Origin of the sequence: Streptomyces sp. NPDC005202, from assembly GCF_040608235.1 — a bacterium.
GTDB lineage: Bacteria > Actinomycetota > Actinomycetes > Streptomycetales > Streptomycetaceae > Streptomyces.
In genome coordinates, this window is record NZ_JBEXHW010000001.1 from 674,037 (window position 1) to 694,818 (window position 20,782).

Genomic DNA, 20,782 nt, shown 5'->3' on the forward strand with positions numbered 1-20,782 from the left:
GGTCGTACGTCAGTTGAGATGCGTCGGACCGCGCGTCAGGTCCGACGCCGGCAACGACGGCAGACTACGGATGATGGCCGTCTCCGAGCGAAGGAGTTTCAGCTCGTCCCGCAGGCGGGAGGAGGTGTCGGGCGCCTGGAGCAGACGCTGCTTCGTCGGGATGTCCAACACCGTGGCCGCCGCCACCAGGTACGACACCACGCTCGGCTCGTCCGGCAGTTCGGCGCCGGTCGACAGCGACCGCTCCCGCGCGCCCGCGAGGCGCTTCTGGTACTGGCGGAAGGCCCGCAGCACGCCCTCGGCCAGCGCGCCCGCCTCGTCGCCGGGTTCCTCGGGCAGCTTCTGCAGCTCGGCCATGAGGAACGGACCCGACGCGTCGACCGACAGCAGCCGCACCCGGGTCGTCCCCGTCGCCAGCACCTCGAAGGTGCCGTCGGCCCGCTCCCGTATCGTCGCCGCGTCCGCCACGCAGCCCACGCCGTGGAAGGCCTTGGCCGGGTCGGGGCCGAAGCCGGCGGCGGGGCCGCGCTCGGGCAGCGCCGTCGGGTCGGGCATGCCCGGGGCGCTCGGAGCCACCTCGTGGCCGTCGCGGATCGCCACGACGGCGAACCGGCGCGGTTCGTCCTCGGGCGTCTTCAACAGCGTGCGCATCATGGCGCGATAGCGCTCCTCGAAGATGTTCAGAGGAAGCACCAGCCCCGGGAACAGCACCGAGTTCAGGGGGAAGAGCGGGAGCCGGACGGTGGTCACGACGCAAAAGCCTAATGGTCGCCGGAGCGGGCGCGTCCGCCGTGCTCACTTTCGTGGCTGCCGGGGAGCCGGGAGCAGCCCGCCGCGCGGAGCACCGAAGGGGTTCGGGGCGGTCGCCGCGCGCACCTCCTCGCGTACCCGCAGGAAGAGGCCCAGCGGGTCGTCGGACACCCGGTCCCACGGGAAGGACGTGGCGTACGGGTCGACCAGGCGCAGCTGGTCGAGAGCGTCCGACCAGCGCTCCAGCCGGACCGGGAAGTACGCCAGCAGGTAGGTTGCGCATCTCGGCCGGCCGTACGGATGAACGGGGCAGCAGAGCCATGGTGCCGACCATTGAAAGACCGCAGGTCGGGGACACGCCAGGGCCTCTGCGGAGGGTCGCCCGCCGGGTACGCGGACGACAGCGCGATCGCCCGGTCGGCGGCCGCGTCCTGCCGTTCGCGCGGCACCTCCGCCCCGCCGCCGTCGGTCAGGCAGGCGAAGGACCGGCAGCGCCTGGAGCAGCGAGCCGGGCGCCGCGTCCTGCGCGGCCGACCCGGCGAAGTCCAGGCACTCGCGGTGCGAGCCGTGCCAGGCCGCGGACAGGTACTGGAGGGCGGCCACATGGCAGCCGTAGTGGTGCGGGGAGCGCCGCACGGCCTGGCTCCACCGGCGCTCGAACTCCCGGTGCCCGGCGTGCGCCCCGCGCGTGGTCCAGCGCGATCCGCCACGGCACCGGATCGCGCGGGTCGCCCTCGGCCGCGGCCGCGAGCGACGGCTCCACTTGGCGCAGCAGCTCGGCCCGGGCGGGGAGGCCCAGGCGCGGTCCACCGCGAGCTGGGCCGCGCCCAGCAGGGTGTCCGGGTCGTCCGGGGCGGCGGCACGCCATTCCTCGAACCACTCCGCGCGGGAGCGTGCGAACGCGGCGAGCCGCAGCGCTTACCGGTCGCGGTCCTCCCATGCGGCCGCCTCGCGGGTGGTGGCCAGCAGCGTCGCGGCGGGCTCGTACGCGCCCCGTCCGGCGGCCACGAGTACCGGACCGAGGTGGTCGGCGGGCGCGTCCAGGAGGACCTCGTCGTCGCCCGGCAGTCCCGCGGCGAGGTCCTTGGTCGTCGTCCTTGTCATCCGGGCCGTACGGATGAACGGGGCAGCAGAGCCATGGTGCCGACCATTGAAAGACCGCAGGTCGGGGACACGCCAGGGCCTCTGCGGAACCCGGGAAAGTTGTACGCGGACCGGTCAAGGCCCGATAAAAGGTGACTGCTCAACAACTGTTCGAACGCCGTGCCCGATGTGCGGACCTGCCTCCCGGAGCCGCCCGCGGAGCCCCTGCGGCGATGGTCAGTTCCGTCATTTCCGCCGCAGCAACCGCGTCGCCCCCGCCGCGACCGTCGTCGCCAGGATCCAGCCCAGCAGGATCATTGCCGCGGCCAGCCACTGCCAGCCGCCGCTCAGCTGCCACTGGCCCACCTGGCCCAAGTCGACGACCGGCAGGAGCAGATCGAGGGCGAAGAGCGAGGGATTCCAGTGCGGGTGCCCGTCGGCGTTGACCGGGGGATGGGAGGCGTGCGCGAACGCCAGCGAGCCGGCCGCCCACAGCACCGCCATCCACACCGCCGCCCGGCCCGGCCGGTAGCCGTAGGCGACCGCCCAGTCCTGGAGGTAGCCCCAGAGCTGGCCGGCCGGCGGCAGGGTCTCGCGGCGGCGGCGCTGCCTGGCGAGCAGCACCTCGCGCGCGTCCTCGTCCTCCCCGGCGCCCCGCAGCACGGTGGCGAGCCGCTCGTACGGTTCCGGGTTGTACTCGGCGGTCGCCGCCGCCACCCAGTCCAGGCGCTCGGTCAGCGGGAACGGGCCCTGCGGCACGAGGTTCTCGTAGGCGAATCCGCCCATGTGCACACTGCCCGGGCCGGGCCAGCTGCTCGCCCGGTCGACGAGGTTGACGATCCGCGCGCCGGACAGCACCACCTTGCCGCGCTGCGGCCTCTCCCCGAGGAAGCGCAGCTCGGGGGTCTGCACCCGGCGCAGCGACAGCTCCTGGTCGTCGGTGAAGGTGAACCGCGCCCGCTCGAAGTCGACCGCGTCACCGAACCGCCCGTCGTCCAGGCGGACCCCGCCCTGGCACTCGAAGCGCTGCATGCGTGTGCCGCGCGCCGGGGTCACGCCGCTCAGCAGCGGGTTGCCCACGCCGGCCGGAGTCAGGTAGAGGGCGCGCTCGACGGTCAGCTGGGGCGCGTTCAGGGCGAGCCGCGTGCAGGGGTTGGCGAGCTTCGCGCCGCGCAGGCTCAGCGACACGCCGATCTTGGCGCTGCGCAAGCTGAGCTCGCCGTGCGACTCCAGCAGCTCCGCCTGGAGGTCCTGGCCGACCGTCATGCCGTCGCCGGCGATCGACCGGCCGCTGCGGTCGCGGTGGACGATCGCCTGGTTGAGCAGCAGGTCGGTGCCGATGTGCGCGTCAGTGAGCCGCACGCCGTTGTGGAAGTGGCAGCGCGGCAGGTGCAGATCGCCCTCCGTGTGCACGCGGGCCGCCTCCAGTCGCGGCACCGAGCAGTCGACCAGCCGTACGGTCGTGAAGTGGGCCTCGGGCAGCAGGATCTCCTGCTCGAACCGGCAGCCGGTCATCTCCACGTACGGCACGACCGTGCCGCCCGCCAGGTCCAGGATGCCCCGGATCCGGACGCCGACGAGCTTCAGCGACGACACGCGCCCCGCGAGCGCGGGAGGTCCGTCCAGCAGCAGCCAGCACACGATGCGCGCCCGCACGGTCCGCTCGGGCCCCCAGGGGTGCCCGCCGTGCGGATCGTCCACGACCGTGTCCCCGCTGCGCAGGTCGTACACACTGCCGTTGCGGAAGGCCTGCCACATGCCGGCCTCGGCGGCGGTCAGGTCGTCCGGCAGTTCCCCGTTGCGGATGCCTGCCCCCTCGGTCACGGAGCTTCCTTCCTCCCCAGCTACTCGTGGGTTCGTACAACCGTTCATGCCCGGTGAGTGACGCTCTGAACGCAAGACGTGAAGAGGATCTTCCGGGTTGCGGCAGGAGCGGAGAATCAGCCGATGGCGGGGTTCTGTATCAGCCATTGATACGGGCGAACGGTGCTCGACGCCGGTCTGAGAGAATTGACCCTGTGATCTCCCGAATCGATCTGCGCGGCGACGCCCTTCCCGAGGGCCCCGCCCTGCGTGACCTGCTGCCCCGAGCCGACTTCGACGTTCAGGCCGCCCTGGAGAAGGTGCGTCCCATCTGCGAGGCCGTGCATCATCGTGGCGACGCGGCGCTGATCGACTTCGCCGAGAAGTTCGACGGCGTGCGTCTGGAGTCGGTGCGGGTCCCGGCCCAGGCCCTCAAGGACGCGCTGGAGCAGCTCGACCCGGCCGTGCGCGCGGCCCTGGAGGAGTCCGTCCGGCGTGCCCGCCTGGTCCACCGCGAGCAGCGCCGCAGCACGCACACCACCCAGGTGGTACCCGGCGGCTCGGTGACCGAGAAGTGGGTGCCGGTGGAGCGCGTCGGCCTGTACGCGCCCGGCGGCCGGTCCGTGTATCCCTCCTCCGTGGTCATGAACGTCGTGCCCGCCCAGGAGGCCGGCGTCGAGTCGATCGCGCTCGCCTCCCCGGCCCAGGCCGAGTTCGGCGGCCTGCCGCACCCGACGATCCTCGCCGCCTGCGCCCTGCTCGGCGTCGACGAGGTGTACGCGGCGGGCGGCGCCACCGCCGTCGCGATGTTCGCCCACGGCACCGAGTCCTGCCCGCCCGCCAACATGGTCACCGGCCCCGGCAACATCTGGGTCGCCGCAGCCAAGCGCTACTTCACCGGCAAGATCGGCATCGACGCCGAGGCCGGCCCGACCGAGATCGCCATCCTCGCGGACGCCACCGCCGACCCCGTGCACGTCACCTCCGACCTGATCAGCCAGGCCGAGCACGACCCGCTGGCCGCCGCCGTCCTCGTCACCGACTCCGTCGAGCTCGCGGACGCGGTGGAGAAGGAGCTGGAGCCGCAGGTCGCGGCCACCAAGCACGTCGAGGACCGGATCCGCCCGGCGCTGTCCGGCAGGCAGTCCGCGATCGTCCTGGTCGACGGCATCGACGAGGGCCTGCGGGTGGTCGACGCCTACGGCGCCGAGCACCTGGAGATCCAGACGGCCGACGCGGCAGCGGTCGCCGACCGCGTGAGGAACGCCGGTGCGATCTTCATCGGCCCCTGGGCGCCGGTCTCGCTCGGCGACTACGCGGCCGGCTCCAACCACGTACTCCCGACCGGCGGCTGCGCCTGCCACTCCTCGGGTCTGTCCGTCCAGTCCTTCCTGCGCGGCATCCACATCGTCGACTACACGAAGGACGCGCTGGCCGAGGTCGCCCACCACGTGGTGACGCTGGCTCAGGCGGAGGACTTGCCGGCGCACGGCGCGGCGATCAAGGCCCGGTTCGGCTGGAAGGTACCCGAGAGCAAGTGACTGGAATCGACGATCTCCCCGTACGGGACGAGCTGCGCGGCAAGTCCCCCTACGGCGCGCCCCAGTTGGACGTCCCCGTACGGCTGAACACCAACGAGAACCCCTACCCGCTGCCCGAGCCGCTGGTCGAGCGGATCACCGAGCGGGTGCGCGAGGCGGCCCGCGGCCTCAACCGCTACCCGGACCGGGACGCGGTGGAGCTGCGCACCAGGCTCGCCGAGTACCTGACGAAGACCGGCAAGTACGCCGTCGGCCCGGAGAACGTCTGGGCGGCCAACGGTTCCAACGAGGTCATCCAGCAGCTGCTGCAGACCTTCGGCGGGCCGGGCCGGACGGCGATCGGCTTCGAGCCGTCGTACTCGATGCACGTCCTCATCGCGCGCGGCACGGGGACGGGATGGATCTCCGGCCCGCGCAAGGCGGACTTCACGATCGACCTGGCGGCCGCCGAGAGGGCCATCGCCGAGCACCGGCCCGACGTCGTCTTCATCACCACCCCCAACAACCCCACGGGCAACGCGGTCCCGCCCGAGACGGTCCTCGCGCTGTACGAGGCGGCGCAGGCGGCGAAGCCGTCGATGGTGATCGTCGACGAGGCCTACATCGAGTTCAGCCACGGCGACTCGCTGCTGCCGCTGCTCGAAGGACGGCCGCATCTGGTCATCTCCCGCACGATGTCGAAGGCGTTCGGAGCCGCCGGTCTCCGCCTCGGCTACCTCGCCGCGCACCCGGCGGTCGTGGACGCCGTCCAGCTGGTCCGGCTGCCGTACCACCTGTCGGCGATCACGCAGGCGACCGCGCTGGCCGCCCTCGAGCACACCGACACGCTGCTGAAGTACGTCGAGCAGCTGAAGTCCGAGCGGGACCGGCTGGTCGACGAACTGCGCGCGATCGGCTACGACGTCACCGAGTCGGACGCGAACTTCATCCAGTTCGGGCGGTTCGAGGACTCCCACACGGCCTGGCGGAAGATCCTCGACCGGGGCGTCCTGGTCCGCGACAACGGCGTACCGGGCTGGCTGCGGGTCACCGCCGGAACCCCGGCCGAAAACGACGCGTTCCTCGACGCGGTCCGTGAGTTGAAGAAGGAGTACAGCGCATGAGCCGCGTAGGACGCGTGGAGCGCACGACCAAGGAGACCTCGGTCGTCGTCGAGATCGACCTCGACGGCACCGGGAAGACCGACATCGCGACCGGCGTCGGCTTCTACGACCACATGCTCGACCAGCTCGGCCGGCACGGTCTGTTCGACCTGACCGTCAAGACCGAGGGCGACCTGCACATCGACTCCCACCACACCATCGAGGACACCGCCCTCGCGCTGGGCGCCGCCTTCAAGCAGGCGCTCGGCGACAAGGTGGGGATCTACCGCTTCGGCAACTGCACGGTCCCGCTGGACGAGTCCCTCGCCCAGGTCACCGTCGACCTGTCCGGCCGCCCGTACCTCGTGCACACCGAGCCCGAGAACATGGCGCCGATGATCGGCGAGTACGACACCACGATGACCCGGCACATCCTGGAGTCCTTCGTCGCCCAGGCCCAGATCGCGCTGCACGTGCACGTGCCCTACGGGCGCAACGCGCACCACATCGTGGAGTGCCAGTTCAAGGCGCTGGCGCGGGCCCTGCGGTACGCCAGCGAGCGCGACCCGCGCGCGGCCAACATCCTGCCCTCGACGAAGGGCGCCCTGTAAAGCCATGAACGGACTGTCGACCCTCCTGATCGCCGTCGGCCTCTTCCTCGTCGGTGGCATCGTCTCCTTCGTCAAGCAGCAGATGCCGAAGAGCCTCATCGTGCTGCTCTCCATCGGCGCGGCGATGTGTCTCGTCGCGGGCGTCATGCGGCTGGAGGTGTGGAATTGAGCACCAAGAAGGTCGTCGTCTTCGACTACGGCTTCGGCAACGTCCGCTCCGCCGAGCGTGCCCTCGCACGCGCCGGAGCCGACGTCGAGATAACCCGCGACTTCGACAAGGCCATGAACGCCGACGGCCTGCTGGTCCCGGGCGTCGGCGCCTTCGCCGCCTGCATGCAGGGACTGAAGGGCGCGCGCGGCGACTGGATCATCGGCCGCCGGCTGTCCGGCGGGCGCCCGGTGATGGGCATCTGCGTCGGCATGCAGATCCTGTTCGCGCGCGGCATCGAGCACGGCGTGGAGACCGAGGGCCTGGACGAGTGGCCCGGCACGGTCGAGCCGCTCCAAGCCGCCATCGTGCCCCACATGGGCTGGAACACCGTCGAGGCCCCGGCCGGCTCCGAGCTGTTCGCCGGCCTGGACGCCGACGCGCGCTTCTACTTCGTGCACTCCTACGCCGTCCACGACTGGCAACTCGAGGCGCACAACCCGACGCTGCTCGCCCCCAAGGTCACCTGGTCGACGCACGGCAAGCCCTTCGTGGCCGCCGTGGAGAACGGTGCCCTGTGGGCCACGCAGTTCCACCCCGAGAAGTCCGGCGACGCCGGAGCGCAGCTGCTCACCAACTGGATCGGAACCCTGTAGACCATGGCCAAGCTCGAACTCCTCCCCGCCGTCGACGTCCGCGACGGCCAGGCCGTCCGCCTCGTGCACGGCGAGTCCGGGACCGAGACCTCCTACGGTTCCCCTCTTGAGGCAGCCCTGGCCTGGCAGCGGGCGGGCGCCGAGTGGCTGCACCTGGTCGACCTGGACGCCGCGTTCGGCACCGGGGACAACCGCGCGCTGATCGCCGAGGTCACCGAGGCGATGGACATCAAGGTGGAGCTGTCCGGCGGCATCCGGGACGACGACACCCTGGCCGCCGCCCTGGCCACCGGCTGCACGCGCGTGAACCTCGGCACGGCCGCCCTGGAGAGCCCCGAGTGGGTCGCCAAGGTCATCGCCGAGCACGGCGACAGGATCGCGGTCGGCCTGGACGTACGCGGTACGACCCTGCGCGGCCGCGGCTGGACCCGCGACGGCGGCGACCTGTACGAGACGCTGGAGCGCCTCAACAAGGAGGGCTGCGCGCGGTACGTCGTCACGGACATCGCGAAGGATGGCACGCTGCAGGGCCCGAACCTGGACCTGCTGAAGAACGTCTGCGCGGCGACGGACCGTCCGGTGGTCGCATCCGGCGGCGTGTCGTCGCTGGACGACCTGCGGGCCATCGCGGAGCTCGTGCCGCTCGGTGTCGAGGGCGCGATCGTCGGGAAGGCCCTGTATGCGAAGGCGTTCACCCTGGAAGAGGCTTTGGAGGCTGTGTCGTCATGACGTCCGATGCCGTGCGGCGCGTACAGAGCGAAAATCCCTGGGAAGAGACTTTCGGTTCCGCACGCGCCGTCGCAGCGGGCGACCGCGTCCTGGTCGCGGGCACGACATCCTTCAAGGGCAGCGTGCTGTACGGGGAAGGCGACCCGTACGAACAGGCGAAGGTGGCCTTCACCAGCGCCCTGGAGGCGATTGCCGAGTTCGGGCTGGGGCCCGAGTCGGTCATCAGGACCCGGATGTACCTGGCCCATCCCCGGGACGTCGACGACGTGGGCCGGGCCCACAAGGAGATCTTCGACTCCGTGCGCCCGGCCGCGACCCTGCTGATCGTGGAGGGCTTCGTCGACCCGCGCGTGCTGGTGTCGGTGGAGCTGGAAGCCTTCCGAGGCTAGAAGAAATCGTTTCGTGAGGAGCCGTGGATTCATGACCCTGGCGGTCCGAGTCATCCCCTGCCTGGACGTGGACAACGGCCGGGTCGTCAAGGGCGTCAACTTCCAGAACCTGCGCGACGCGGGTGACCCCGTCGAGATGGCCAAGGTGTACGACGCCGAGGGCGCCGACGAGCTGACGTTCCTGGACATCACCGCCTCGTCGGGCAACCGCGAGACGACCTACGACGTGGTGCGCCGCACCGCCGAGCAGGTGTTCATCCCGCTGACGGTCGGCGGCGGCGTCCGTACGGCCGAGGACGTGGACAAGCTGCTGCGGGCGGGCGCCGACAAGGTGGGCGTGAACACGGCCGCGATCGCCCGCCCGGACCTGATCCGGGAGATCGCGGAACGCTTCGGCCGGCAGGTGCTGGTCCTGTCGGTGGACGCGCGGCGGACCGAGTCCGGTTCGTTCGAGGTGACCACTCACGGAGGCCGCCGCGGCACCGGCATCGACGCGGTGGAATGGGCACACCGGGCGGCCGAGCTGGGCGCCGGTGAGATCCTGCTCAACTCCATGGACGCGGACGGTACGAAGGACGGCTACGACCTGGAGATGATCGCCGCGGTCCGCAAGCACGTGACGGTCCCCGTGATCGCCTCGGGCGGCGCCGGCAAGCTCGCCGACTTCCCGCCGGCCATCGCCGCGGGCGCGGACGCGGTACTGGCGGCGTCGGTGTTCCACTTCGGCGACCTGCGCATCGGCGAGGTGAAGCAGGCGTTGCGGGAGGCGGGTCATCCCGTGCGGTGACGCTGCGCTGGGCTTGGGCCCCGGTTGCCTGAGGGCGGCCGGGGCCTTTTGGCGGGCGTATGTGAAAGATAACTTGCGCAAAATTTATTGCGCAAGTTTTCTTTCTTGTCTATTGTGAGGGACATGGCGCGCGACGAGAACCGCAACATCACCGATCTGGGCACGCTCAAGGCGCTGGCCCATCCGCTGCGCATGAGGCTCTACCGGCTGCTGTTCGTGGCCGGGACGGCGACCGCCTCGCAGCTTGCCGAGCGGGTGGACGAGGCGGTGTCGCTGGTCAGCTACCACCTGCGCAAGCTCGCCGAGCACGGGCTGATCGAGGAGGCCGAGCCGCGCAGCGGGGACGCGCGGGAACGCTGGTGGCAGCCTGCCTCGGACGGGGTCTCCATCCGGGACGAGGACTTCCGGGACGCGCCGGAGAAGGTGGCGGCGCACCTGGCGGCCTCCCGGCTCTTCCTGGACCAGCGCGTCGAGATGTACCGCACCTACCTCGACGAGCGCGCCCACTGGGGGCCGGAGTGGAACGAGGCCGCGTACGACGGCGAGTCGCTGCTGCGGCTGACGGCCGCGGAACTGGCCGAGCTGAACAAGGACCTGCAGGACGTCCTCAAGAGGTACGACGAGCTGGGGCGCGCCCGGGAGGCCGCCGGTGACGTCGAAGGGCGCGAGCACGTCGCGCTGCACGTGTACGGGTTCCCCTTCCGCGTCTGAGAGAGGCCACCGCCTTGACCACCGTGTCCGCGGCATCCGCCGACGAATGTGCCGTCGAGCGCCCCGCCCACCGCGACGGCAACGTCCTGCGCTGGCTCGCCGCCTACACCGCGTCGATGGTGGGCGACAACGTCTACTACCTCGCCCTGTCCTGGGCGGCGGTGCGCGCGGGGTCGCCCTCACAGGCCGGAATCGTGATGGCGGTGAGCGCGCTGCCCAGGGCCCTGCTGATGCTGGGCGGGGGAGTGATCGCGGACCGGCTCGGACCGCGGAAGGTCGTCATCGGTAGCGACGCGGTGCGCTGCGCGGCCGTCCTCGCGGTGTCGGGCCTGCTGTTCGTCACCAGCCCCGGCCTGGGGCCCCTGGCGCTGCTCGCCCTTGTCTTCGGCACCGTGGATGCCGTGTTCATGCCCGCTGTGGGCGCCCTCCCCGCGCGGGTGACGAGCCGCGGTCAGCTCGCGCGCGTACAGGGCATGCGGGGCCTGGCGATCCGGTTCGCGAGCGTCGTCGGCGCTCCGCTCGGCGGCCTCGGCGTCGCGGTGGGCGGCGCGGCGGCGGCATTCGGGCTCGCGGGGCTGCTGATCGCGGTGTCGGTGCCGCTGGTGGTCTCCGTACGGATGCGGGAGCTGCCACCGGACGACAGCCCCGGCGCCCGTGACACCACCGCCTGGCGCGACCTCGTGGCGGGTCTGCGCTACATACGCCGCCATCGCGTCCTCGCCCCGTTGATGCTGGCCATCGCCCTTGGTGACCTCGGCTTCGTCGGTCCGCTCAACGTGGGCCTGACCCTGCTGGCCGACGAGCGGGGCTGGGGTGCTTCCGGCATGGGCTGGGTGCTGGCCGGTTTCGGGACCGGGGCGGCCGTGGCCTCCCTGCTGCTGACCGTGCGCGGACGGGTGCCGCACGCGGGGTACGTGGCCGCGTACGCGATCTTCGCGGGCTCCGTGGCCATCGGCGCCCTCGCCTACGTCCCGAGCGTCGTCGCCGCCGTCGAAGTGGCCCTGCTGATCGGCCTCCTCGCGGGACTCAGCGGCGCCGTGTGCGGCGCGCTGCTGCAGACCCAGGCCGACCCCGCCTGCCTCGGACGCGTCACCGCCGTCTCCAGCCTGGTCAGCCTGGGCTTCGCCCCGCTCAGCATGCCGCTGTCCGCAGCCGCCATCGGGGCCTGGGGACCGGCCCGGTGTTCGTCGTCAGCGCGACGGTCTGCGGACTGGGCGGGGTCGTCGCCCTGGGCGTCCGCGAACTCCGCCGCGCCGAGCTCCCCCGCTGAACCCCGGCCGGCTCAGAAGCTGAACCCGGCTGGCTCAGATCCCCAGCTGCTTCGTCTCGGCCAGCTTCTCGATCGCCTCCTTGTCGCCGTCCACTTCGACGCGGGCCGCGCTCTGCCGGCCGAACGCGAACAGCAGCAGCTCCGACGGCTCGCCCGTCACCGTCACGACCGGCGTGCCGCGGTGGGCGACGGCCGTCTGGCCGTTGGGGCGGCGCAGGACCAGGCCCGTCGGCACGCCCCGGCCCAGCAGGCGGGCGGTGCGCTCCAGGCGGGACCACAGGGCGTCCTGGAAGACGGAGTCGAGCTCGCGCGGCGTCCAGTCGGGCTGGGCGCGGCGGACGTCCTCCGTGTGGACGTAGAACTCGACGGTGTTGGCGGCCTCGTCGATCTGCTTGAGCTGGAAGGGTGAGAAGCGCGGCGGACCGGTACGGATCAGCTGGATCAGCTCCTCGTACGGCTTCGCGGCGTACTCCTCCATCACCTTCCCCAGGTGGGGCGCCAGCGGCTTGATCAGGGCGCCCCCGGCCGCGTCGAGGCGGCGTTCGCGCACCACCACGTGCGCGGCGAGATCACGGGTCCGCCAGCCGTCGCAGAGGGTGGGTGCGTCCGGACCGGCGGTTTCCAAGAGGTCGGCGAGCAGGAGCCGTTCACGCTTGGCATAGGTCGACATATGGTCAGCCTACGACTACGTAGGAGGTCCGCCCACTGGACGCGAACGGCCCCTGTCGGTCTCGCGCGGCACAATGGCACCCATGACCAGCACGCCCCCGCCCAGCAGCCTCGACCCCGAGATCGCCGCGCGCCTCAAGCGCAGCGCCGACGGGCTCCTGCCCGCGATCGCCCAGCAGTACGACACCGGTGAGGTGCTCATGCTCGGCTGGATGGATGACGAGGCGCTGCACCGCACGCTGACGACCGGCCGCTGCACCTACTGGTCGCGCAGCCGTCAGGAGTACTGGGTCAAGGGCGACACCTCCGGGCACGTCCAGTACGTCAAGTCCGTCGCCCTCGACTGCGACGCCGACACCGTGCTGGTCAAGGTCGACCAGGTCGGCGCCGCCTGCCACACCGGCGCCCGCACCTGTTTCGATGCCGACGTACTGCTCAAGGACGCCGATTCCGGCGTACCGGCCTCGGATCAGTAAGGTCAGCCGCCATGGACCTCGAGACGTTCCGCAAGCTGGCCACCGACCGCCGCGTCATCCCGGTCACGCGCAAGCTCCTCGCCGACGGCGACACCCCGGTCGCGCTCTACCGCAAGCTCGCCGCCGAGCGCCCCGGCACCTTCCTGCTGGAGTCCGCGGAGAACGGCCGCACCGCGTTTCAGTGGTCCCGGTACTCCTTCGTCGGCGTGCGCAGCGCCGCCACCCTGACGGAGAAGGACGGCCGGGCGCACTGGCTCGGCACCCCGCCGGTCGGCGTCCCCGTGGAGGGCGATCCACTGGCCACCCTGCGGGCCACCATCGAGGCCCTGCACACGCCCCGCGACCTCGCCCACGACCTGGGCCTGCCGCCCTTCACCGGCGGCATGGTCGGCTATCTGGGCTACGACATCGTGCGCCGTCTGGAGAAGATCGGCCCCGGCGAGCGGGACGACCTGAAGCTGCCCGAGCTGACCATGCTGCTCACCTCCGACCTCGCCGTCCTCGACCACTGGGACAGCACGGTCCTGCTGATCGCCAACGCGATCAACCACAACGACCTCGACACGGGCGTCGACGAGGCCTACGCCGACGCCGTGGCCCGCCTGGACGCCATGGAGGCGGACCTGTCCCGCCCGGTCGCCCAGCCGCCGGCCGTCCTGCCGCCCTCCGAGCTCCCCGAGTACACCGCCCTGTGGGGCGGTCCGGACTTCCAGGCGGCCGTGGAGGACATCAAGGAGCGCATCCGCGCGGGCGAGGCCTTCCAGGTCGTCCCCTCGCAGCGCTTCGAAACGCCGTGCACGGCAAGCGCGTTGGACGTCTATCGGGTGCTCAGGGCCACCAACCCGTCGCCGTACATGTACCTGTTCCGCTTCGACGGGTTCGACGTCGTCGGCTCCTCCCCCGAGGCGCTGGTGAAGGTGGAGGACGGGCGGGCCATGGTGCACCCCATCGCCGGCACCCGGCCCCGCGGCGCCACCCCGCGGGAGGACCAGGCCCTCGCCGAGGAGCTGCTGGCCGACCCCAAGGAGCGCGCCGAGCACCTGATGCTCGTGGACCTCGGGCGCAACGACCTCGGCCGGGTCTGCGAGCCCGGCTCGGTGGAGGTCGTCGACTTCATGTCCATCGAGCGGTACTCGCACGTGATGCACATCGTCTCGACGGTGACCGGGCAGGTCGCGGAGGGCCGTACTGCCTTCGACGTGCTGACGGCCTGCTTCCCGGCCGGTACCCTGTCCGGCGCGCCGAAGCCGCGCGCGATGCAGATCATCGACGAACTCGAGCCGTCCCGCCGGGGGTTGTACGGCGGCTGCGTCGGCTACCTCGACTTCGCGGGCGACTCCGACACCGCCATCGCCATCCGTACGGCCCTGCTGCGCAACGGCACGGCATACGTCCAGGCCGGAGCCGGCATCGTCGCCGACTCCGACCCGGTCGCGGAGGACACCGAGTGCCGCAACAAGGCGGCGGCCGTCCTCCGCGCGGTGCACACCGCCAACCGGCTCAGCTCGTAGGGCTGTTCAGCCGGTGAAGGCCGCCGTGGCGTTCGGGATGCCCAGGCCGGACGGGCCTGGCATGTTCCACAGCCACACGTCTGGCATGTTCCACACCCACACGTATGGCAAGGGTGATCGTTGAAGCTGCGACTTTCCTTTGCCGTTCCCGGGCGACTCATGTGCTGTTTCTGAGATGTCCACGGCGAAACAGTTGCGTGATCACGGGTTGACACGCCCCGGGTGACGCCGCCGACGCGGCGCAGGCGATAGTGGAGTACGTGACAGCTGCACCTCACCCCCGTTCCGAAGCCGCCGGCCCCGCCCGGTCGGGCCGCCGCAGCCTCGCCGTCGCCCTGCTGTGCGGTGGCCTCGGCGCGGCCGTGGCGCTGCTGGCCACCCGGCAGCGCTGGGCGGAGGGCACCGCGACGGTGGCCGGCGGCGCCTTCCCCCTGACCGCCAAGGGCGGCGAGGTCACGGGCGTGCCCGCGGCGCTCGCCGTAGTGGGCCTCGCCGCACTCGTCGCCGTCTTCGCCGTGCGCCGGGCCGGCCGTGTCCTGGTCGCCGCCCTGCTCGCGCTCTCCGGCGCCGGCACGGTCGCCGCCGCCCTGCTCGGCGCCACCGACAGCTCCGCGCTCGACGAGAAGGCCGCGCAGGCCTCCGGCGACACCGCCGCCACCGCGGCCGCGCTCACCCACACCGGCTGGCCCTACGTCGCGGCCGTGGGCGGCGCCCTGCTCCTCCTCGCCGGCCTGCTCGCCCTGCGCCACGGCCGCCAGTGGCCGGCGATGTCCGGCCGCTACGACCGTGCCGGAGCACCCCGCTCCCGCGCGGCACGCCCGGTCGACCCCGACCGTCCGGAGGACCTCTGGAAGGCCCTCGACCGCGGCGAGGACCCGACCGACACCGAACCGGTCTGACCGCCGCTTCCCGCAGCCGCCGTCCCGTTGTGTTGAAACGGGCGGGGCGAGGGGCCACCCCCGCTCACGTGCCGCGGGCGCGTACGGGACAATGGACGACGAGCGTCCGGCTCAGACACGTACACAGCAACGAGGAGCAAGTCATGGCGGGCAGCAGCCACGGTCACACCCCGGCCGCCTGGACCGGTGTCATCATCACCTTCATCGGTTTCTGCGTCGCGGGCGCCTTCATGGTGATGGCCCGGCCGGTCGGCTTCTGGGCTGGTATCGCGATCGTGCTGCTCGGCGGTGTCGTCGGCGGCATCATGCGCATGATGGGCCTGGGGCAGAAGGGCGAGCACCCGGTTCACCAGTTCACGAACAAGATCGAGGAGCGCGAGCCGGCGCGCGCCGAGGGCTGACGTCCCTGGAGCGGACGGGAGCCGACGTCCCCGTACGGCGGGCGAGAACCGACGTCCGTACGGCGGACCTGTACGACTTCGTGGGGCGGCTCGGCGCCGATACGGCGTGGCCGCCCCGCACGCGCGCGTGCGGGGCGCGGAGGGCAGAATGCGAGGCGTGAACGCCGACAGCCAGCGGGTGACGCAGGGCCGGACGCCGATCCCCCGCCCGAGGGGCCCGCACGACGGCCGGGCGGTGCCGATGCACGCCGCAGCCGTGCTGGGGCGGCTCGCCGTCCCCGCCGGGATCCTGGCCGCGGTCGCCGGGGCCTTCGCCTACGTCGGGACCGTGGACCCCAACGAGCCCGGCCACTACCCCGTCTGCCCCCTGCTGCGCTACACGGGCGTCTACTGCCCCGCCTGCGGCGGACTGCGCAGTGCCCACGCCTTCGTCCACGGGGACTTCCTCACGGCCCTCCAGGACAACGCGCCTGCCGTCGCGGGCTACGTCGTCCTCGCCGTGGTGTGGACCGTCTGGGTGGTCCGGGCGGTGCGCGGGCGGCCGCTGCGGATCGAGCTCGGGCCGGTGCAGCTGTGGAGCCTGGGCGCGTTGCTGCTGGCCTTCACCGTTGTCCGGAACCTGCCGTTCGGTGGCTGGCTCCATCCTTGATCAACTGGCGTATGTCCAGGTAGTGGGACCGCCGTCAACCGGATGCGAGGCCTGCGCCCCGCTCCGGATACCATCGCAGTGACCACCGGTTTCGTCTGCTTGAGGCGGGCCGCCGGCGGCAGCTCGACCCGCTTGAACAGTCAACCGTCTGGAAGGGGGCCGCTCGCGTGAGTGTGCTCGACGAGATCATCGACGGAGTCCGTGCCGACCTCGCGGAGCGGCAGGCGCGCGTCAGCCTCGACGAGCTCAAGGAGCGCGCGGCGAAGGCCCCCGCGGCCAAGGACGGGGTGGCCGCGCTGCGCGGCGACGGCGTCAAGGTCATCTGCGAGGTCAAGCGCTCCAGCCCGTCCAAGGGCGCGCTGGCCGCGATCGCGGACCCGGCCGGGCTTGCCGCGGACTACGAAGCGGGCGGCGCAACCGTCATCTCCGTCCTCACCGAGCAGCGCCGCTTCGGCGGCTCGCTCGCGGACCTGGAGGCGGTCCGCGCCCGCGTGGACATCCCGGTCCTGCGCAAGGACTTCGTCGTCACCTCGTACCAGCTGTGGGAGGCCCGGGCGTACGGCGCCGACCTCGTCCTACTGATCGTCGCGGCCCTCGACCAGCCCGCGCTGGAGTCGCTGATCGAGCGCGCGGTGTCCATCGGGCTCACCCCGCTCGTCGAGGTGCACGACGAGGACGAGGTCGAGCGCGCGGTGGACGCGGGCGCCAAGGTGATCGGCGTCAACGCGCGCAACCTGAAGACCCTCGAGGTCGACCGCTCGACGTTCGAGCGCGTCGCACCGGAGATCCCCGCCGGCATCGTCAGGGTCGCCGAGTCCGGCGTCCGCGGCCCGCACGACCTCATCGCCTACGCCAACGCCGGCGCCGACGCGGTCCTGGTCGGCGAGTCCCTCGTCACCGGCCGCGACCCCAAGACGGCGGTCGCCGACCTGGTGGCGGCCGGGGAGCACCCGGCGCTGCGGCACGGGCGGGGCTGACGCGTGCCGGTCACACGAGTGGCCGTACGTCGGTAGAGTGTGCCCTGATGATGCTCCCGATCACCGTGCCCACCAGGGACCCGTACGCCCGCCTCGCCCGCGGGTGCCGGCCCCGAGGCTGCCGTGCGCCTGCGCGACGGGTGCACGGGCGGCGGGTGCGGTACGTCATCGGTGACGAGCCGGGCCAGGTGAACGGGATGCGATGGCGCGGCCCGCGTGCGCGCCGGTCACTTGCGGTGAGCTGAACCACGGCTTCCCGGGAGAGGCCTGCCCCACTGGCGAGGAGTCTTTGCGCTCAGCCGAGGACCGGCCCTGGCGGCTCAGGGTCGGATCCCGCGAGGGCGGATCCCGGTAATCGCGGTTGCTGAGGGTCGTCTCCCACCGAGGGCTGCTCCCGGCTGCCGGGGACCGCGCCTCACAGAGGGCCGCTCCCTGCCGTCAGGACCGCCCTCACCGAGGACCGCTGCCTGCCGCCCGGGCCGCTGAGGACTGCCCCTGCGAAGGCCTCTCCTCTCGCCCCGGCGAAGGTTTCTTCCCCAGCCCCTTCCGACAGTCGGGGCGGGCGGCCGGGAGAGCAAGCTCGAGGACAGCGCGCGCACGCGACCAACGTGACCCCTGTCAGAACAACCCCGGGGCTTCGCCCCTGCGAGGTAACCGCATGCCCAGCGAGTTCTTCATCCCCGACCCGGAGGGTCAGGTCCCCAGCGCCGAGGGCTACTTCGGCGCGTTCGGCGGCAAGTTCATCCCGGAGGCCCTCGTCGCCGCCGTGGACGAGGTCGCCGTCGAGTACGACAAGGCGAAGGCCGACCCCGAGTTCGCCCGCGAGCTCGACGACCTGCTCGTCAACTACACCGGCCGGCCCAGCGCCCTCACGGAGGTTCCGCGGTTCGCCGAGCACGCCGGCGGCGCCCGCGTCTTCCTCAAGCGTGAGGACCTCAACCACACCGGCTCCCACAAGATCAACAACGTGCTCGGCCAGGCCCTGCTCACCAAGAGGATGGGCAAGACGCGCGTCATCGCGGAGACCGGTGCCGGCCAGCACGGCGTCGCCACGGCGACCGCCTGCGCGCTGTTCGGCCTCGAGTGCACCATCTACATGGGCGAGATCGACACCAAGCGCCAGGCCCTCAACGTGGCCCGCATGCGCATGCTCGGCGCCGAGGTCGTCGCCGTGAAGTCCGGCAGCCGGACGCTGAAGGACGCCATCAACGAGGCCTTCCGCGACTGGGTCGCCAACGTCGACCACACCCACTACCTCTTCGGTACCGTCGCCGGCCCGCACCCCTTCCCGGCCATGGTCCGCGACTTCCACCGCGTCATCGGCGTCGAGGCGCGCCGCCAGCTCCTGGAGCGTGCCGGGCGCCTGCCCGACGCCGCCGTCGCCTGCGTCGGCGGCGGTTCCAACGCCATCGGCCTCTTCCACGCCTTCATCCCGGACACGGACGTACGCCTCATCGGCTGCGAGCCCGCCGGACACGGCATCGAGACCGGCGAGCACGCGGCGACCCTGACCGCCGGTGAGCCCGGCATCCTGCACGGCTCCCGCTCGTACGTCCTGCAGGACGAGGAGGGCCAGATCACCGAGCCGTACTCGATCTCGGCGGGACTCGACTACCCGGGCATCGGACCCGAGCACTCCTACCTCAAGGACTCGGGCCGCGGCGAGTACCGCGCGATCACCGACGACGCGGCCATGCAGGCCCTGCGCCTGCTGTCGCAGACCGAGGGCATCATCCCGGCCATCGAGAGCGCCCACGCGCTGGCCGGCGCCCTGGAGGTCGGCCGGGAGCTGGGCAAGGACGGGCTGATCGTGGTCAACCTCTCCGGCCGCGGCGACAAGGACATGGACACCGCCGCCCGCTACTTCGGCCTGTACGACACCGACGCCACCGTGGCCGCGGACGCCGACACCGACGCCGCCGAGATCGAGGGGGACGCCAAGTGAGCGGGAACATCCGGCTGTTGACCGACACCCTCGCCGCCGCCAAGGCCGAGGGGCGCTCCGCGCTCATCGCCTACCTCCCGGCCGGGTTCCCGACCGTGGACGGCGGTATCGAGGCCATCAAGGCGGTCTTCGACGGCGGCGCGGACATCGTGGAGGTCGGCCTGCCGCACAGCGACCCCGTCCTCGACGGGCCCGTCATCCAGACCGCCGACGACATCGCCCTGCGCGGCGGTGTCAAGATCGCGGACGTGATGCGCACGGTGCGGGAGGCCCACGAGGCCACCGGGAGACCGGTGCTCGTCATGACGTACTGGAACCCGATCGACCGCTACGGCGTCGAGCGGTTCACCGCCGAGCTCGCGGAGGCGGGCGGCGCCGGATGCATCCTGCCCGACCTGCCCGTCCAGGAATCGGCCCTGTGGCGGGAGCACGCCGAGAAGCATGGCCTCGCGACGGTCTTCGTCGTGGCGCCGAGCAGCAAGGACGAGCGGCTCGCCGAGATCACCGCGGCGGGCTCCGGGTTCGTCTACGCCGCCTCGCTGATGGGCGTCACGGGTACCCGTGAGTCGGTCGGCGCGCAGGCCCAGGACCTGGTGCAGCGCACCCGGGCCTCCGGCACCGACCTGCCGGTCTGTGTCGGCCTCGGCGTCTCCAACGGCGCCCAGGCCGCCGAGGTCGCCGGCTTCGCCGACGGCGTGATCGTCGGCTCGGCCTTCGTCAAGCGGATGCTGGACGCCCCCGACCACGCGGCGGGCCTCGAGGCCGTCCGCGCCCTCGCGGCCGAGCTGGCGAAGGGCGTGCGCGGGCAGGCGTAACGGCGCCCATGTGGGCGTAACGGAAAATTCGGTCACTCGAACGGGTGGACCTGGGTCCGGGGAGGCGCAATGCGCCTCCCCGGTTCGTTCTGGAGGTGTGAGCGAGAAGAACCATGAGCGAAAGCGCACCGTCCGGGAGCGGCTGGCGGTCGAGCGCGAGAAGCAGCGGGCCGCGGAGAAACGACGGCGCACGCTGATCGTCGCCGCAAGCGCCGTCTGCGTCCTGGGTCTGGCGACGGTGATCGGTGTGGTCGCCGCGAAGGTCGGCAAGCACAAGGGCAGCGGCGCGGGCCCGGTCGTGGCGCCCTCGGGGGCGCAGGGCAAGGACAGCCTCGCGATCGCGGTCGGCAAGGACGGCGCCAGGTCGACGCTCACCGTGTGGGAGGACTTCCGCTGTCCGGCCTGCCAGGCCTTCGAGGCGGCGTACCGCCCGACGGTCCACGAGCTGACCGACTCCGGCAAGCTGAGAGTGGAGTACCACCTCGTCACGCTCATCGACGGCAACCTCGGCGGCAGCGGCTCCCTCCGCGCGGCCAACGCCGTGGCCTGCGCCCAGGACGCCGGCAAGTTCGCGGCGTACCACGACGTGCTGTACGAGAACCAGCCCAAGGAGACGGAAGACACCTACGCGAGCAACGACAAGCTGATCGAGCTGGCGGGCAAGGCCAACGGCCTGGACACCCCCACCTTCCGCAAGTGCGTCAACGACGGCACCCACGACAGCTGGGTCCAGAAGTCCCAGAAGGCCTTCCAGACCGGCGGCTTCTCCGGCACCCCGTCGGTGTCGCTGAACGGCAAAAACATCCTCCAGGACCGGACGATGACCCCGGCCAAGCTGAAGCAGATGGTGGAGGCGGCCGACAAGGGATGAGTGCGGCGG

General features: G+C 71.9%; 22 protein-coding genes and 2 pseudogenes. 20 read left to right on the forward strand and 4 right to left on the reverse strand.

Annotation, left to right across the window (positions count from 1 at the left end; all coding sequences use genetic code 11):
- Positions 1-9: 9 nt before the first annotated feature.
- The 3 genes and pseudogenes from ABZV31_RS03140 to ABZV31_RS03150 all read right to left on the reverse strand — a co-directional run bounded on the left by ABZV31_RS03140 (position 10) and on the right by ABZV31_RS03150 (position 3,657).
- The gene (locus ABZV31_RS03140; protein WP_355887286.1) at positions 10-750 is read right to left on the reverse strand and encodes an LON peptidase substrate-binding domain-containing protein; all 741 of its coding nucleotides are present in this window, start codon (positions 748-750) and stop codon (positions 10-12) included.
- 45 nt (positions 751-795) lie between these two features.
- Positions 796-1,901, reverse strand: a pseudogene (locus ABZV31_RS03145) (hypothetical protein).
- Between the two features lie 178 nt (positions 1,902-2,079).
- On the reverse strand, positions 2,080-3,657 hold the full coding sequence (locus ABZV31_RS03150) for an oxidoreductase (protein ID WP_355887289.1): 1,578 nt from the start codon (positions 3,655-3,657) through the stop codon (positions 2,080-2,082).
- Between the two features lie 194 nt (positions 3,658-3,851).
- On the opposite strand from ABZV31_RS03150, the gene hisD reads away from it, so the two are divergent.
- The 10 genes and pseudogenes from hisD to ABZV31_RS03200 all read left to right on the forward strand — a co-directional run bounded on the left by hisD (position 3,852) and on the right by ABZV31_RS03200 (position 11,560).
- Positions 3,852-5,177, forward strand: a complete 1,326-nt coding sequence (gene hisD, locus ABZV31_RS03155; protein WP_355887292.1) for a histidinol dehydrogenase — start codon at positions 3,852-3,854, stop codon at positions 5,175-5,177.
- Positions 5,174-6,280 carry a histidinol-phosphate transaminase gene (locus ABZV31_RS03160; protein ID WP_355887295.1) on the forward strand — a complete coding sequence of 369 codons (1,107 nt, stop codon included), beginning with the start codon at positions 5,174-5,176 and terminating at the stop codon, positions 6,278-6,280. Before hisD ends, ABZV31_RS03160 begins: the two co-directional genes overlap by 4 nt.
- The gene (gene hisB, locus ABZV31_RS03165; RefSeq protein WP_355887297.1) at positions 6,277-6,870 is read left to right on the forward strand and encodes an imidazoleglycerol-phosphate dehydratase HisB; all 594 of its coding nucleotides are present in this window, start codon (positions 6,277-6,279) and stop codon (positions 6,868-6,870) included. Before ABZV31_RS03160 ends, hisB begins: the two co-directional genes overlap by 4 nt.
- A gap of 4 nt (positions 6,871-6,874) precedes the next feature.
- Positions 6,875-7,039 carry a hypothetical protein gene (locus ABZV31_RS03170; RefSeq protein WP_355887299.1) on the forward strand — a complete coding sequence of 55 codons (165 nt, stop codon included), beginning with the start codon at positions 6,875-6,877 and terminating at the stop codon, positions 7,037-7,039.
- Positions 7,030-7,674: an imidazole glycerol phosphate synthase subunit HisH gene (hisH, locus tag ABZV31_RS03175; RefSeq protein ID WP_355887301.1), complete on the forward strand. Its 645-nt coding sequence runs from the start codon at positions 7,030-7,032 to the stop codon at positions 7,672-7,674. The genes ABZV31_RS03170 and hisH overlap by 10 nt, the downstream gene beginning before the upstream one ends.
- A 3-nt stretch (positions 7,675-7,677) precedes the next feature.
- Complete coding sequence (gene priA / locus ABZV31_RS03180) at positions 7,678-8,403, forward strand: bifunctional 1-(5-phosphoribosyl)-5-((5-phosphoribosylamino)methylideneamino)imidazole-4-carboxamide isomerase/phosphoribosylanthranilate isomerase PriA (RefSeq protein ID WP_355887304.1); 726 nt, start codon at positions 7,678-7,680, stop codon at positions 8,401-8,403.
- Positions 8,400-8,792, forward strand: coding sequence for a RidA family protein (locus ABZV31_RS03185; protein WP_355887307.1), 393 nt, complete (start codon positions 8,400-8,402; stop codon positions 8,790-8,792). The genes priA and ABZV31_RS03185 overlap by 4 nt, the downstream gene beginning before the upstream one ends.
- 31 nt (positions 8,793-8,823) lie before the next feature.
- A complete protein-coding gene (gene hisF / locus ABZV31_RS03190; protein ID WP_355887310.1) occupies positions 8,824-9,579 on the forward strand; it encodes an imidazole glycerol phosphate synthase subunit HisF in 756 nt (251 codons plus the stop codon).
- 123 nt (positions 9,580-9,702) lie between these two features.
- Positions 9,703-10,290: a helix-turn-helix domain-containing protein gene (locus ABZV31_RS03195; RefSeq protein WP_355887313.1), complete on the forward strand. Its 588-nt coding sequence runs from the start codon at positions 9,703-9,705 to the stop codon at positions 10,288-10,290.
- A 116-nt stretch (positions 10,291-10,406) separates the two neighbouring features.
- Positions 10,407-11,560 (forward strand): annotated as a pseudogene (locus ABZV31_RS03200) (MFS transporter).
- A gap of 34 nt (positions 11,561-11,594) precedes the next feature.
- Here ABZV31_RS03200 and ABZV31_RS03205 read toward each other — a convergent pair.
- The gene (locus ABZV31_RS03205; protein ID WP_355887316.1) at positions 11,595-12,230 is read right to left on the reverse strand and encodes a TIGR03085 family metal-binding protein; all 636 of its coding nucleotides are present in this window, start codon (positions 12,228-12,230) and stop codon (positions 11,595-11,597) included.
- Positions 12,231-12,312: 82 nt separating this feature from the next.
- Between ABZV31_RS03205 and hisI the strand changes: the two genes are divergently transcribed.
- The 10 genes from hisI (at position 12,313) to ABZV31_RS03255 (ending at position 20,773) form a co-directional block, all read left to right on the forward strand.
- A complete protein-coding gene (hisI, locus tag ABZV31_RS03210) occupies positions 12,313-12,705 on the forward strand; it encodes a phosphoribosyl-AMP cyclohydrolase (RefSeq protein WP_355887319.1) in 393 nt (130 codons plus the stop codon).
- Positions 12,706-12,716: 11 nt separating this feature from the next.
- Positions 12,717-14,216 carry an anthranilate synthase component I gene (locus tag ABZV31_RS03215; RefSeq protein WP_355887322.1) on the forward strand — a complete coding sequence of 500 codons (1,500 nt, stop codon included), beginning with the start codon at positions 12,717-12,719 and terminating at the stop codon, positions 14,214-14,216.
- A gap of 251 nt (positions 14,217-14,467) precedes the next feature.
- On the forward strand, positions 14,468-15,115 hold the full coding sequence (locus ABZV31_RS03220; protein WP_355887324.1) for a TIGR02234 family membrane protein: 648 nt from the start codon (positions 14,468-14,470) through the stop codon (positions 15,113-15,115).
- A 143-nt stretch (positions 15,116-15,258) separates the two neighbouring features.
- Positions 15,259-15,516, forward strand: coding sequence for an HGxxPAAW family protein (locus ABZV31_RS03225; protein ID WP_355887326.1), 258 nt, complete (start codon positions 15,259-15,261; stop codon positions 15,514-15,516).
- Positions 15,517-15,664: 148 nt separating this feature from the next.
- Positions 15,665-16,165, forward strand: a complete 501-nt coding sequence (locus ABZV31_RS03230; protein ID WP_355887329.1) for a DUF2752 domain-containing protein — start codon at positions 15,665-15,667, stop codon at positions 16,163-16,165.
- 167 nt (positions 16,166-16,332) lie between these two features.
- The gene (gene trpC / locus ABZV31_RS03235) at positions 16,333-17,142 is read left to right on the forward strand and encodes an indole-3-glycerol phosphate synthase TrpC (RefSeq protein WP_355887330.1); all 810 of its coding nucleotides are present in this window, start codon (positions 16,333-16,335) and stop codon (positions 17,140-17,142) included.
- 47 nt (positions 17,143-17,189) lie between these two features.
- A complete protein-coding gene (locus tag ABZV31_RS03240; protein ID WP_355887332.1) occupies positions 17,190-17,387 on the forward strand; it encodes a hypothetical protein in 198 nt (65 codons plus the stop codon).
- Positions 17,388-17,800: 413 nt separating this feature from the next.
- Positions 17,801-19,087 (forward strand): tryptophan synthase subunit beta, encoded by a 1,287-nt coding sequence (trpB, locus tag ABZV31_RS03245; protein ID WP_355887334.1) that lies wholly within the window; start codon positions 17,801-17,803, stop codon positions 19,085-19,087.
- Positions 19,084-19,902 carry a tryptophan synthase subunit alpha gene (trpA, locus tag ABZV31_RS03250; RefSeq protein ID WP_355887337.1) on the forward strand — a complete coding sequence of 273 codons (819 nt, stop codon included), beginning with the start codon at positions 19,084-19,086 and terminating at the stop codon, positions 19,900-19,902. The genes trpB and trpA overlap by 4 nt, the downstream gene beginning before the upstream one ends.
- Before the next feature lie 97 nt (positions 19,903-19,999).
- Positions 20,000-20,773 carry a thioredoxin domain-containing protein gene (locus ABZV31_RS03255; RefSeq protein WP_355887339.1) on the forward strand — a complete coding sequence of 258 codons (774 nt, stop codon included), beginning with the start codon at positions 20,000-20,002 and terminating at the stop codon, positions 20,771-20,773.
- Positions 20,774-20,782 lie beyond the last annotated feature (9 nt).

Coding starts and splice junctions, on each gene's coding strand:
- hisB (WP_355887297.1), top strand. CDS start 6,277: ATGAGCCGCGTAGGACGCGTGGAGCGCACGACCAAGGAGACCTCGGTC.
- ABZV31_RS03170 (WP_355887299.1), top strand. CDS start 6,875: ATGAACGGACTGTCGACCCTCCTGATCGCCGTCGGCCTCTTCCTCGTC.
- priA (WP_355887304.1), top strand. CDS start 7,678: ATGGCCAAGCTCGAACTCCTCCCCGCCGTCGACGTCCGCGACGGCCAG.
- ABZV31_RS03185 (WP_355887307.1), top strand. CDS start 8,400: ATGACGTCCGATGCCGTGCGGCGCGTACAGAGCGAAAATCCCTGGGAA.
- hisF (WP_355887310.1), top strand. CDS start 8,824: ATGACCCTGGCGGTCCGAGTCATCCCCTGCCTGGACGTGGACAACGGC.
- ABZV31_RS03195 (WP_355887313.1), top strand. CDS start 9,703: ATGGCGCGCGACGAGAACCGCAACATCACCGATCTGGGCACGCTCAAG.
- ABZV31_RS03205 (WP_355887316.1), bottom strand. CDS start 12,230: ATGTCGACCTATGCCAAGCGTGAACGGCTCCTGCTCGCCGACCTCTTG.
- hisI (WP_355887319.1), top strand. CDS start 12,313: ATGACCAGCACGCCCCCGCCCAGCAGCCTCGACCCCGAGATCGCCGCG.
- ABZV31_RS03215 (WP_355887322.1), top strand. CDS start 12,717: ATGGACCTCGAGACGTTCCGCAAGCTGGCCACCGACCGCCGCGTCATC.
- ABZV31_RS03225 (WP_355887326.1), top strand. CDS start 15,259: ATGGCGGGCAGCAGCCACGGTCACACCCCGGCCGCCTGGACCGGTGTC.
- ABZV31_RS03230 (WP_355887329.1), top strand. CDS start 15,665: ATGCGAGGCGTGAACGCCGACAGCCAGCGGGTGACGCAGGGCCGGACG.
- ABZV31_RS03240 (WP_355887332.1), top strand. CDS start 17,190: ATGATGCTCCCGATCACCGTGCCCACCAGGGACCCGTACGCCCGCCTC.
- trpB (WP_355887334.1), top strand. CDS start 17,801: ATGCCCAGCGAGTTCTTCATCCCCGACCCGGAGGGTCAGGTCCCCAGC.